Here is a 12,243-nt window from a genome sequence, read left to right as displayed (position 1 = left end):
TCAGCCCTTCACCATAATCGAGCGAATCACTCTTCAGCAGCCGCAGTACGCGCGGCCTCGGTTTCGCTGGAGCGCCCTATGCTGAAATAGGAAAAACCCCTACTTGCGACCTCATGAGGTTCATAGACGTTGCGAAGATCAACAAGGACAGGAACCCTCATTTCGTTTTTGAGTCTATCGAGATCCAGTGACCTGAACTCATTCCATTCGGTTACCAAGACCAGGGCGTCGGCTCCGACCGCAACGTCATAGGCACTGGATCCGAATTGAACATCACTCACCATCCCGGCGGCCGCCTTCATCCCCTGCGGATCGAATGCCGAGATTTTCGCACCGCGGTCCTGAAGCCCACGAATGATGTCAAGTGCCGGGGCCTCTCGCATATCATCTGTGTTTGGCTTGAAGGTGAGGCCGAGAATACCGATGGTCTTGCCGCGCACTTCACCGCCGCAGGCGGCAATAACTTTTCGTGCCATGGCGCGCTTTCGCTGATCGTTGATCGCGACCGTTGTTTCAACCAAACGCATCGGGCGGTCGAAGTCCTGCCCTGTCTTGACCAGCGCTAGCGTATCCTTAGGAAAACAAGATCCACCATAGCCCGGTCCGGCATGAAGAAATTTGCCACCGATACGATTGTCGAGACCCATTCCGCGCGCGACGGCCTGGACATCCGCTCCTGCGACCTCGCAGAGATCGGCCATCTCATTGATGAAGGTAATCTTCAATGCCAGAAAGGCGTTAGCCGCATATTTGGTAAGTTCCGCGGTACGACGAGTGGTGAAAAGCATCGGAGCTTGGTTCAGGTAGAGCGGCCGATAAACTTCCGTCATGACTTCGCGCGCCCGATCATCTTCAACGCCAACAACAATCCTATCTGGGCGTTTGAAGTCATCGATCGCTGCACCTTCCCGCAAGAATTCAGGATTTGAAGCCACGGCGACATCAGCCAGTGGGCTAGCCATTGCAATGATCCGGGCGACTTCATCGCCCGTACCTACCGGGACAGTGGACTTCGTTACAACAACGGTAAACCCTCGGAGAGACCCAGCAATCTCCCGCGCTACATCGTAGACGTACGAAAGGTCAGCGTGGCCGTCGCCACGACGGCTCGGCGTGCCTACGGCGATGAAAATAACTTCTGCCGTCGACACAATCTGTTCAAGTTCAGTTTCGAAAGAAAGCCGCCCAGCTGCAACATTGCTAGCCACGAGCTCGCCCAACCCAGGCTCGTAGATCGGCACTTCCCCCTTTTCAGCAATGATATCTTCGCAGCATCCTTATCGACACAACAAACAGTATGCCCAAAATCAGCTAGACAGGCTCCAGTCACAAGCCCAACATAGCCTGCGCCGATGATGGCAATTTTCATGAAGTTGTCCTTGAGTGGGTTTGATCAACGCAGATACGTCACTTGCCGCGGGCCGTGGATATCTTTCCAGAAAAGTCATAGCAAGCGTATGCTATATACCGTCCGGATTTGTCCCGCCTGATCTATGTTGCCGCCCCAAGCCGGTAGGATCACTGCTGGTGGTGTAGCTGACGTGAGCTTACCGACGCATTCCAGTAACGTCGCCTTGCTACCCTACCCTGCTCCTGAAAGACCATCTTTAGCAGAATCGAAGTTAAAACTGCGCAAGCTGTTGGAAGAGCAGCCGTAGGGGCCGCGATCGAGAACCGCCACTTTATTTTCTGCCGTTAAATTAAGTATGGCCAGTCGCACGATTTAAATTATAAATTCTAGTACACGGCGCCGCATGAATTGGGATGGCAAGGGCGGCGCACAAGCTTAATCAGCTTGCACTTAAGCTTGGTTAGCTTGGTCAAGGTTAATCCCAATAAAATAGGGGCTCACCGAAGTGAGCCCTTCAACAATTCACTGTAAGCTGACAAACCTTACTGTGCTGTAGGTGCAGCCGGCGCTGTGGTGTCACTGGAAGAAGGTGAGGTCGTGTTTGACGTAGACGCAGGGGTACTGTCTGCAGGGGCCTCGGTCGATGAGGTCGCTGGCTCAGAAGTGGTCGCTGGTGCCGGAGTTGTACTGGGCGCCGCAGTCGTGGATGTGCTTGGGGTCGTGGGTGTAGTAGTCGTCTCTGTTGTCGTGGCTTCCGGAGCAGGCGTCGCTTCCGGTGTTTCGGTCGTCGTTGCTGCCGGAGTGGTGGTGGTAACGCTAACGTCGCTATCGCCACGGTTGTTCATGAATAGGACGACGATCAGCACAAGTGCTACGATCGCGACAATGCCGATGATGGTGTTTCTGCTCATTGGAACTCCTTAGAACGGTGCTTCTCCAGCTTGTTGCTGAGCACTCGACTGTGTACCTCACGGCGATCGTATACACCAGTTGCGGCTCTATCCTAAACCAATGCGCTTTCTGAGGACCTAGAAGGCAATGAGGCAAAAGGAAAGAAAATGGCGCACCCGACAAGATTCGAACTTGTGGCCTCTGCCTTCGGAGGGCAGCGCTCTATCCAGCTGAGCTACGGGTGCATCCGTGAGGCGGGGGTTACCCCGGCTGAACAGGGCGCAACCTACTCAAAGCGGTAGCGTGACGCAATATGGAATGCGGACGAGAGGCCAGCACTCGGAGGGCGTCATCGAGCGCCATAGCGACATTTGTGCTAGCACTCAAATGACCAGCAGCGATTTGTGAGGGAAATGGTGCCCAGAGCCGGAATCGAACCAGCGACACGCGGATTTTCAATCCGCTGCTCTACCAACTGAGCTATCTGGGCATCGGGCTTTTGCAGCGCTTGCTGTGAGCCACGGGCCTTATAGGGGAAGGGTTTTTGCCGTGCAAGCAGGAAAAGGTGGTGTGGATAAAGGTGTTGCATGACAACGAGGTGCGCATCGACGAAGCCACGGCTGCCCGGCTGATCCGCGAGCAATTCCCAGACTATAGTGACGACCCGATTCGCGCACTGGAGGAGGGCACGGATAATGCCGTGTTCCAAATAGGGCAGCGCGCATCGGCACGCTTTCCTTTGCGAAACGTGGATGCAGAGGTCTGCCGCGATGCCTTGCGTCGGGAAGCGTCAGCCCTGGATGAACTCTCGCGTTGCTGCCCGTTTCCCACACCGCAGCCGATCGGTGTTGGGCGGCCGGGCCATGGCTATCCTATGCACTGGGCCATGCAATCGTGGGTCGCCGGCAACACAGCCACCCCGCAGGGACTGAGTTCGTCCGGAGGTTTTGCTTCGGACATTGCGCATCTGATTGCCGCCTTGCGTCGGGCCAATATAGACGGACGTGAATTCAGTGGCTCCGGTCGTGGCGGCAAGCTTCGCGACCATGACGGCTGGATGGCGACCTGCCTGCAACAGAGCGAGGCTATACTCGACGTGCTTCCCTTGAGGCGCCTCTGGCAGCAATTTCGGGCGCTGCCGGCGGCGAAAACGCTCGCCATGTGTCACAAGGATCTCATTCCAGCAAATCTGCTTGTCCAAGGAGATCGATTGGTGGGCGTGCTCGATGGCGGAAGTTTTGGTCCCGCCGATCCGGCGCTCGATTTGGTGGCGGCATGGCACCTGTTCGATGCTTCTCGGCGCGAGGTGCTGAGAGCCCAGCTTGGATGTGATGACGCCGAGTGGTGGCGGCGCGGGATGGGCCTTCGAGCAGGCGATGGGTCTCGTGTGGTATTATCGGGACACACATCCAGGCATGGCTGCGCTCGGTCGCAGTACGTTGGGGCGGCTGATTACGGCCGCCGAGTTCGGCGCTGAACGGTAGCCGGCGGCCCTCTCATGATGTTATGCCTCGGACCTCCCTGCCCTGCCCGGATTAACCATGACCGACACCGTTTTGAGCCGCTTCCTCCGCTATGTCGTCATCGATACCCAATCCGATGCCGCTTCACCCTCCCAGCCGTCGACGGAAAAGCAGAAGAATCTCGGTCGCGTCCTGGTCGAGGAATTGCAGTCCATCGGGCTTGCAGACGCCCATCTCGACGAACATGGCTATGTCTATGCCACCGTCCCTGCCAACACGGACAAGGATGTGCCGGTTATCTGCTTTTGTTCGCACATGGATACGGCCCCGGATTTTACCGGCAAGGATGTGCAGCCGAAGCTCCACCGTGATTATCAGGGCGGCGATATCACGCTTGGCAATTCTGGCCGAATCATCCGCACCTCCGACCACCCCGAGCTCGACAACCAGATCGGCAATGACGTCGTCACCACCGATGGCACGACGCTGCTGGGTGCTGACGACAAGGCGGGCATTGCCGAGATCGTCACCGCAGCCGAGATGCTTGTTCGCGACACGTCCATTCCGCATGGCACGATCAAACTGCTCTTTACGCCCGACGAAGAAATCGGCCGCGGGGTGGACAAGGTCGATCTTGCAAAGCTCGGCGCGCGTTTCGCCTATACCATGGACGGCGGCACTGCGGGTTCGGTCGAGGACGAGACCTTTTCCGCCGATCTTCTGACGCTCGAGATCACGGGCGTTGCCATGCATCCCGGCTTTGCCAAGGGCCGCATGGAAAACGCGATCAAGATCGCCGGCCAAATCCTCGCGCGCCTGCCGCATGAGGTATCGCCGGAGGGCACGGATGGCATTGACGGCTTTGTGCATCCCACCGAGGTCACCGGCTCGATGGAGGCTGCGACGGTCAAGCTCATCGTCCGCGATTTCAAGGACGCTGGGCTGACCGAGAAACGCGACATGGTCGATGACATCGCGCGAGCGGTTCTGGCCGATTTTCCGGGCTCCAGCTACCGAATTTCAACCGTCGAACAGTATCGCAACATGAAGCAGGTGCTCGACCGGCACCCCGAGATCATCGACAATGCCGAAGAAGCTATTCGCCGCGCGGGCATGACCCCCAGGCGCGCGCCCGTTCGCGGCGGCACGGACGGTTCTCGGCTTTCCTTCATGGGCCTGCCGACGGCGAACATTTTTGCGGGCGGTCACGCCTTCCACTCGCCGCTCGAATGGATCAGCCACCAGGACATGGACCGCGCGGTCCGGACCATCATCGAGATCGCCAAGATCTGGGAAGAGCGCGCCTAGTTTTTGCGATCGGTTTGAAGGCGAGAGGGGAGCCGTGGCTCCCCTCCTAGGTTCAGTGCGGCAGCTTGCTCCAGGGCGTGACTTCGTTGCCGCCGAAGAGGCCAGCGCGCGGCAGCTTGAAGATGAAGTAGGGGCTCGATAGCGGCAGGGCGGTCGCACTTTCGAGCCGCTGGAGTTGGTCATCCGAAAGGTGCACGTCAAGCGAAGCGATATTCTGCGTGAGCTGGTCCGGCCGGCTGGCCCCAATCAGCACAGACGATACGCCGGGCCGAGCCGCCACCCAGGCGAGGCTGACCTGCGCCATGGACTTTCCGGTCTCGGTCGCGATCTCGCGGACCGCATCGACGATATCGAAATTGCGCTCGGTGAACAGCATGCCGCCAAACGGGTTGTCGCCATTTAGTCGACCGTTGCTGCCAGCGTCGCCCGTATCGCTGGCATTGTCGGGCATGGCTGGAGCCTGATCGGCGCGCGACAGCATTTCGCGTCCATACTTGCCGCTGAGCAACCCGCCACCGAGTGGACTCCAAGGCACGAGACCCAATCCGAATTCGGCACCGGCCGGTCCGATATCGAGTTCGATGCCACGATCGATCAGTGAACAAGAATATTGAAGACCGATCGGCTTTGGCAGGCCATGGGCAGAAGCAAGCGTTGCGATCTTTGCCACGTACCAGGACGGCGTGTTGGAAAATCCGTAGTGAAGGATTTTGCCTGCCCGCACCGCGTCGCTGAGGGTGCCGAGCACTTCCTCGGCCGGCGTGGTGCGATCCCAAACATGCATCCAGTAGAGGTCGATATAGTCCGTCTGGAGGCGGCGCAGCGATCCTTCGATACCAGCGCGAATGTTCTTTTTGCCATTGCCGCCCGCCAGAGCGGTTCCCTGTTCGCGCGAAAAGCCCGATTTGGTAGCGACGACCAGCCGATCGCGCAGACCAGCTTCGGCGACGAAGCGTCCGAGCATGTCTTCGCTCTGACCGCCGGAATAAATATCGGCCGTGTCGACGAAATTGCCGCCCGCAGAGACATAGGTGTCGAAGATGGCGCGGGAAGTGTTTTCATCGGCACCCCAGCGGCCGGCCCCAAATGTCATGGCGCCGAGGGCGAGAGGGCTGACCACAAGGCCCGAAGCGCCAAGGGTGCGATATTGAGTAAGGCTCATCATTCTCTCCTGTTCTGAAGCAAGACGTAAGTCTGCCGAGACAACGTGATTAGCCGTTGCGGGTCGCATGAGCTTGTGAGCAGATTGCAACAATGGACCGCATGCCGCTCAACGATCTCGCCTTGTTCGACGCTATCGTGCGGGAGCGCAGTTTTACGCGGGCGGCATCTGTTCTTGGCATGTCGACCTCCGCACTAAGCCATGCGATGCGCGGCTTGGAAAAGCGTCTGGGCGTCCGACTGCTCTCAAGGACCACCCGCAGCGTGTCCCCGACTCCCGCGGGCGAACACCTGCTCGCCTCTCTCCAACCTGCCCTTTCTTCTATCAGCGAAGGATTGTCGGGCCTCAGCGAATGGCGCGACAGCCCGTCGGGCCTGGTGCGCATCACCACCATCGCCTGGGTATCGCAAACCATCCTCGAACCCAGGCTGCCGGCGTTCCTGCTGGCGCATCCGGATGTGAGGGTCGAAGTCAGTATCGATGACGCGCTGGTCGACATCGTCGCCGAAGGCTTCGATGCCGGGATCCGCTTTGGCGAGACGGTCGAAAAGGACATGGTCGCCGTCCGTGTCGGCCCGGATCTGCGTACCGTGGTGGTGGCGACCCCGACTATTTCAGCCGCAATGCGCCGCCAACTTCACCTCAAGACATCGACCGCCACGCCTGTCTCAACTATCGCCTTGCAACTTCGGGCGGCCTGCTGCCTTGGGAATTTCGCAAGGATGGCAAGGACATCAAGATTAGGCCCTCGGGTCCGTTGATCGTCAATGACGGGGCCCTTGCCCTGGCCGCTGTGAGAGCGGGAGCGGGTCTGGGCTATATCATGGAGCAGGATGTCGCCGAAGACATCGCAGCCGGCCGGCTGATCCAGGTGCTCGACGAATGGTGCCCGACCTTTCCCGGCAGCTTTCTTTATCACTCAAGCCGCCGGCAGAGCCCTCCTGCGCTGAGGGCGTTGATCGATGCGCTTAGATGGCGATGATGGCTGGAGAAAACCTTGGCTAAGGGCTAGTCGTATTTGCGAAGCGACATCGCGGCAAGGAACTCGGGTGAAGCGACACGCCGTGAAAGGGCACGAAGCTCCTGCGCGGCACCTGCGCCGAGCGCTGCATCCAGCCTTGTATTAACCCCTGCCCAGAGTTCGTACATCTGCCGGGTCTGCTTCATGCCCTGTGCGGTCAACACCGCTCGCTTGGTGCGCCTGTCATCAGGATCGACCTGGATTTCGACCACCCCATCCCGGACGAGGGGTTTCAGCGCATGCGTAACGGCGGATATCTGGATTGACAGGCGTCTGGCGAGGGCCTGCAGCGGCGGACCCTTGCCGCCCGGGGCGCCGCCGAGTTCATCGATGCGGGAAACCACCATGGCCTGAGCGGAGGTCAGCCCGCTCGGCGCAATCGTATCATCATATAGATCTGCGTCAGCTGCCTCGATGCCTGCCGCAGCGCCGTATGGGTGCAGTTGAGCTGGTCATAGGGCTCAACACTGTCTGTCTTGTTCGGCGGGTCGAAGGCCATATCGATCTTTACCTCTCGCGCAAGAAATAGTTGAGTACATCACCATTGACAAGGTCAGCCCGCCGATCCTATTAGTTTAGTACTCAACTAATGGGATTGACCATGTCTTACTCCAAAACCGCCCTTATTAGCGGCGCCTCTTCGGGCATTGGCGCCGTCTACGCCGAGCGCCTCGCAGCCCGCGGCTTCAACCTGGTTCTTGTCGCCCGCCGCGCCGACCGATTGTCGACGCTTGCCGAAAAACTTCAGCAGGCTGGATCGACCTCGGTGCGCACGATCGCTGCCGACCTGACGAACGAAGCCGATATCGGACGCATTGAAAATGTCTTGCGCAATGAGGCGATCGACCTCCTCGTCAACAATGCCGGCATGGGGCCCAATGCCTCGACGGCCGTTATGTCTGATGCCGATGCCGCTGCGACGCTGGCACTCAACGTCAATGCCTTGGTGCGCCTGACCCGCGCGGCGCTTCCAAGCATGCGGACACGCAAAACGGGCGCCATCGTCAATGTCGGCTCCGTCCTCGCCTTTCACGCCCTGCCCTCGACCTCGCTCTATAGCGCGACCAAAGCATTCGTGCTGACCTTCAGCCGTGGCGTGCAGCAAGAGGTCAAGGATGATGGCATCGTCGTCCAGGCACTTCTGCCAGCCGGCACGATTACGGAATTTTATGGAACGGCTGGCTTGTCTATCGACGACTTCGACCCGCGCGTCTTCATGACCGCCGAACAGTTGGTGGACGCAGCCCTTGCCGGCCTCGACCGTGGTGAAGAGGTGACGATGCCGTCGGTGCATGACCAGCACCTTTGGGACGATTTTGACGCCGCGCGCCAGAAGCTTTTCGGCGGTACGCAGAACGGCGCTCCAGCCGAACGCTACCTTGTCGCATAAATTATGTGCCGCCTACTGGGCGGCACAATTCTGCTCGGCAATGGAGCGCGATCAGGCTACGCGCTTCACCTTACTCTGATGCGCTCAGCATCTCGACGAGTGAAAACGATGGCTCGCCTTCCGACACGATATTGTCGATCTTCCAGCCATCCTCGTCGACCAAGAAATAGTCGAGTTCAGTGCGGGTGCCGAAGTTATCGAAACTGACATGCGCGGTGGCGGTATCGCCCTGCACGTCGACTTGGTCGATATCGAGATCGCTCAGGTCCCAGTCCTGAGCGACAATGACCGGATCGAAATCGAAGTAGCCGTCGCTCTCCAGTTTGGCTTCGTAGAGCGCGCTCAACTTATTCGACTGCAAGGCGGCAAAACCGTCGGTGATTTCATCGGCAATGTAGGGCGCATACAGGGCCTCGATCACCGCCTGAGGGGTGTCAAAGCTTTGCGCCGCGGCCGGCCCAAGAAGAGCAAGTGTTGCGGCGATGGCAGCGGACAGGACGCGCATGATTTTGAAATCCCCAGTCTTGTGACCGCTTCTATCTTTGCACGGCTCGAACATCTGCGCCATCGGCCCCGCTCCGCGCCTTCGCGCGACCGAACAGGCTTCTATCCACCCAGGACTGGATCAGCGCTCCGGCAATGGCGCCGGGGCGAGGAGTGGCAATGTCGGGATGGGCACCGGCCAGGATAGTTTTCGCTTCTTCCCGGCTGACCCAACGCGCATCTGCCAGTTCCTTGGGATCTGCCGTGATGTCAGTCGTCGTGGCTTCGCCGTGACATCCGATCATCAGGGACATCGGAAAAGGCCAGGGCTGGGAGGCGATATAGGTGACGTCGCCAACCCGTATCGCGCTTTCTTCGAAAACCTCACGGCGCACCGCAGTCTCGATGTCCTCGCCGGGCTCCACGAAACCCGCCAGCACAGAATACATCTTCTCCGGCCAACTGGCGCCGCGACCAAGGAGCAGGTTGTCGCCATGCGTTACGACCATGATGACCACGGGGTCGGTGCGTGGGAAGTGCTGCGTTCCGCAAGACGCACACTTCCTAACCCAGCCGCTTTCCTGGACGGCCGTCGCGCTGCCGCAGTTGGCGCAAAGCCATGGGCGCCGTGCCACGAGATCAAGGCCCGTGCCGTCGCGATGCACTCTCCATCGAGTGGAGTAAGAGCGCTCATGATGCCACGGACTTCTACGAATTTGGCCTCGGGCCAGGCCGGGTGAGGCTGCTCGCTGCGGTCGATGAATTCGCCGATCGTCGTGGCATCCTCGAGCGGCGACCACGAGGCTAGGTCGACGGCGTAGCGCGGCCCGTCATTGGTGAGGCCGATAAACAATGGCGCCTCGCGGACATCTCCAAGCGCAGGATGGTCCATCGGAACCAACATTGTGGCTCCGCTCCCGTCGACCAGTAACTTGCCGCGCCAAAACACCATTGCCCGCGCCATGCTATCCGGTGGCGTAGCGGAAGACCGAAGATGGGCAGCGCGGTCGAGCGCGCCTGAGGCAAAGGCAAAGTTGGACATAGCTATTTACCAGTGGCGGCGTTCTCCTCGAAAGGCAAGTGAAGCCAAAGCATCGAGCCGCTATCCGGGCAAAGGCGCCTCGTACGTCATGAACTCGGACTTTCGCAGACAGCTTATCCTGGGTTAAAGACAAGGTCTCTCTGATGGAACTTCTCATGTTGCCCGAATTTCGACGCCTCTCCCTAAGTCGGATGTCGCGATGCACGTTAAAGCGCTGCGCCAGTCCGGGCTGCTGAATGCGGCTGGCAACCAGCAGTTCGATGCGCAAATCAAGCTGCTGCGAAAAGTGCTCGGCGTTCCTGTCGCGGTTGTATCCCTCCTTGAAGAAGACAAGCAGGTTTTTGCTGCTCACCGGGGTTTGCCGGCGGCTTGGGCCGAGCGTGGAGAAACGCCCCTCACCCACTCCTTCTGCCAATATGTCGTCAAGGAGGAGGAGTATCTCAGGGTAGAAGACGCACGACAGCATCCTGTTCTCAAAGACAACCTCGCCATCGACGACCTTGGCGTCGTTGCTTATCTCGGCGTGCCGCTGCGGCTGCCCGATGGCACGACGGTGGGAGCCCTCGCTGCCATCGATAGCAAACCGCGCGACTGGACCGACGAAGAGCTCGACCTTTTGTCTTCGGTCGCCGAAGTGGTGGTCGACAAGATGGCGACCTTCATCTCGGAACTGAGCTGGCGCTCGATGTTCGAGCAGCTACGCGAGGGCATAAGCGTCGGTAGAGTTGTGCGCGACGATCAGGGCCGGATTATCGACTGGCTCTATGTCGAGGTGAACAACGCCTGGGGTGAGCTGGTCGGTATCGACCCCAAGGCTGTGGTGGGACGAACCGTTCGGGACGTGATCCCGGGTATCGAAGACGCTTGGGTAAACGAGTTCGCTGAGGTCGTGGAAACGGGCAACGACATTCGTTTCACCCGGCAGGTCGGTCCGCTCAATCGTTGGTATGATGGCTATTGTCAGCCCACGGGACCTGACACCTTTATCGTGCTGTTCATGGAGGTCACGGACCGAGTTGCCGCACAAGCTGCGCTCAATGCCGTTCAGTCTTTCACGACCCGGCGCCAAGCCGCCCTCATCGAAATCGGAGATCGTTTGCGGGCTACGACCGACCCCGCGACGATTGTCAGAATCGCGGCTGAAGTGCTGGCGCGGGCACTGGGTGCCAGCCGGGTTGGGTACGGTGTCGTGGACCCGATAGAGGACACGATAGACATCATGGCCGATTGGTGCGCGCCAGGCGTGAAGAGCCTGGCTGGTCTTCACCGATTCAGGGATTACGGTTCCTTCATCGATGACATGAAACGCGGCGAGAGCGTCATAATCACCGATGTTGAAGCGGATGCGAGAACGAGTGCGGCATCCCGCGCTCTGCTCGACATGAGCGTCCGCACTCTTGTCAACGTGCCCCTGATGGAAGACGGACAACTCGCCGGCATGATGGTCGTCCATTACGACCAGTTGAAGCCGTTTGGACGCACGGAAGAAGATTTCGTCAGGGCCGTGGCAGACCGGACCCATGCCGCGCTGGATGAGGCGGAATTCGTGGCGGCTCAGAAGCTTCGTGATGGCGAGATCAGCCATCGCCTCAAGAACTCGATGGCCATGGTTCAGGCGATTGCGCATCAAACACTTAAGGGCGATGACATCGCAGACCGCCGCTCGGCTTTTTCCTCGCGCCTGGCGGCTTTGGCCAATGCGCATGAAATGCTTATTCACCGCACCTGGGACGGCGCGCCTCTCCGGGACACCATTGTCTCGGCTCTGGAGCCTCACGGTGACGCCAACCGCTTTACACTTGATGGTCCGGACGTGGAGCTTACGGCAAAGCAAGCGCTTGCCGTGTCGCTCGCAGTGCACGAGCTTGCGACCAACGCTATCAAGTACGGGGCGCTAAAAGCGTCAGCGGCACCGTGTCGATCAGTTGGCACTTCCTCCAGGGTGACGAGGGCCAGCACCTCTTCGAATGGACCTGGCGAGAGCAAGGCGGTCCTCCGGTCACCCAGCCCACAAGCAAAGGCTTTGGATCCAAGCTCATCACGCGGGCGCTGCCGGCCGATTTCTCGGGACAGGTGAGCATCCTTTACGAACCCAACGGGGTTGTATGTCGTCTCAGCTGTCCCGCTTTGAG

8 protein-coding genes, 2 tRNA genes and 3 pseudogenes are annotated in these 12,243 nt (G+C 59.3%); 5 read left to right on the top strand and 8 right to left on the bottom strand.

All coding sequences use genetic code 11. The features are described from left to right. Nucleotides 1–26: 26 nt before the first annotated feature. From G5575_RS13595 to G5575_RS13585, 3 genes and pseudogenes are all read right to left on the bottom strand, one after another. Nucleotides 27–1,369: pseudogene (locus G5575_RS13595) on the bottom strand (UDP-glucose dehydrogenase family protein). Nucleotides 1,370–2,410: 1,041 nt separating this feature from the next. Beyond that, nucleotides 2,411–2,487: transfer RNA gene (locus G5575_RS13590), tRNA-Arg, on the bottom strand. A 169-nt stretch (nucleotides 2,488–2,656) separates the two neighbouring features. Next, a tRNA-Phe gene (locus tag G5575_RS13585) sits at nucleotides 2,657–2,732 on the bottom strand. A gap of 54 nt (nucleotides 2,733–2,786) precedes the next feature. Here G5575_RS13585 and G5575_RS13580 point away from each other — a divergent pair. Together G5575_RS13580 and pepT are read left to right on the top strand one after the other, a co-directional pair. Further along, a complete protein-coding gene (locus tag G5575_RS13580; protein ID WP_235936017.1) occupies nucleotides 2,787–3,719 on the top strand; it encodes an aminoglycoside phosphotransferase family protein in 933 nt (310 codons plus the stop codon). A 64-nt stretch (nucleotides 3,720–3,783) separates the two neighbouring features. After that, complete coding sequence (pepT, locus tag G5575_RS13575; protein WP_164534809.1) at nucleotides 3,784–5,013, top strand: peptidase T; 1,230 nt, start codon at nucleotides 3,784–3,786, stop codon at nucleotides 5,011–5,013. Nucleotides 5,014–5,065: 52 nt separating this feature from the next. Here the strand turns inward: pepT and G5575_RS13570 are convergent, their stop codons facing one another. Beyond that, complete coding sequence (locus G5575_RS13570) at nucleotides 5,066–6,175, bottom strand: aldo/keto reductase (RefSeq protein WP_164534808.1); 1,110 nt, start codon at nucleotides 6,173–6,175, stop codon at nucleotides 5,066–5,068. Nucleotides 6,176–6,267: 92 nt separating this feature from the next. Here G5575_RS13570 and G5575_RS13565 point away from each other — a divergent pair. Then, nucleotides 6,268–7,157 (top strand): annotated as a pseudogene (locus tag G5575_RS13565) (LysR family transcriptional regulator). 26 nt (nucleotides 7,158–7,183) lie between these two features. On the opposite strand, the gene G5575_RS13560 reads toward G5575_RS13565, so the two are convergent. After that, nucleotides 7,184–7,561, bottom strand: coding sequence for a MarR family transcriptional regulator (locus G5575_RS13560; RefSeq protein ID WP_407924866.1), 378 nt, complete (start codon nucleotides 7,559–7,561; stop codon nucleotides 7,184–7,186). Between the two features lie 236 nt (nucleotides 7,562–7,797). Here G5575_RS13560 and G5575_RS13555 point away from each other — a divergent pair, with 236 nt between their 5' ends. Further along, complete coding sequence (locus G5575_RS13555; protein ID WP_207633154.1) at nucleotides 7,798–8,586, top strand: SDR family NAD(P)-dependent oxidoreductase; 789 nt, start codon at nucleotides 7,798–7,800, stop codon at nucleotides 8,584–8,586. A 70-nt stretch (nucleotides 8,587–8,656) separates the two neighbouring features. Here G5575_RS13555 and G5575_RS13550 read toward each other — a convergent pair whose 3' ends face one another. The 3 genes and pseudogenes from G5575_RS13550 to G5575_RS20540 form a co-directional block, all read right to left on the bottom strand. Beyond that, nucleotides 8,657–9,154: a DUF3828 domain-containing protein gene (locus G5575_RS13550; protein ID WP_164534805.1), complete on the bottom strand. Its 498-nt coding sequence runs from the start codon at nucleotides 9,152–9,154 to the stop codon at nucleotides 8,657–8,659. Then, nucleotides 9,123–9,704, bottom strand: a complete 582-nt coding sequence (gene nudC, locus G5575_RS19450; protein WP_328766143.1) for an NAD(+) diphosphatase — start codon at nucleotides 9,702–9,704, stop codon at nucleotides 9,123–9,125. Before nudC ends, G5575_RS13550 begins: the two co-directional genes overlap by 32 nt. 8 nt (nucleotides 9,705–9,712) lie before the next feature. Beyond that, nucleotides 9,713–10,021 (bottom strand): annotated as a pseudogene (locus G5575_RS20540) (NUDIX-like domain-containing protein); the annotation flags it as partial. Between the two features lie 289 nt (nucleotides 10,022–10,310). Here G5575_RS20540 and G5575_RS13540 point away from each other — a divergent pair. Next, a complete protein-coding gene (locus G5575_RS13540) occupies nucleotides 10,311–12,188 on the top strand; it encodes a GAF domain-containing protein (protein ID WP_164534804.1) in 1,878 nt (625 codons plus the stop codon). Nucleotides 12,189–12,243 lie beyond the last annotated feature (55 nt).

The sequence above is a fragment of the Devosia aurantiaca genome (genome assembly GCF_011058215.1).
Taxonomy (GTDB): domain Bacteria; phylum Pseudomonadota; class Alphaproteobacteria; order Rhizobiales; family Devosiaceae; genus Devosia; species Devosia aurantiaca.
The sequence above is the reverse complement of the archived record's forward strand: the minus strand, read 5'-3'. Positions and strand labels throughout refer to the sequence as shown.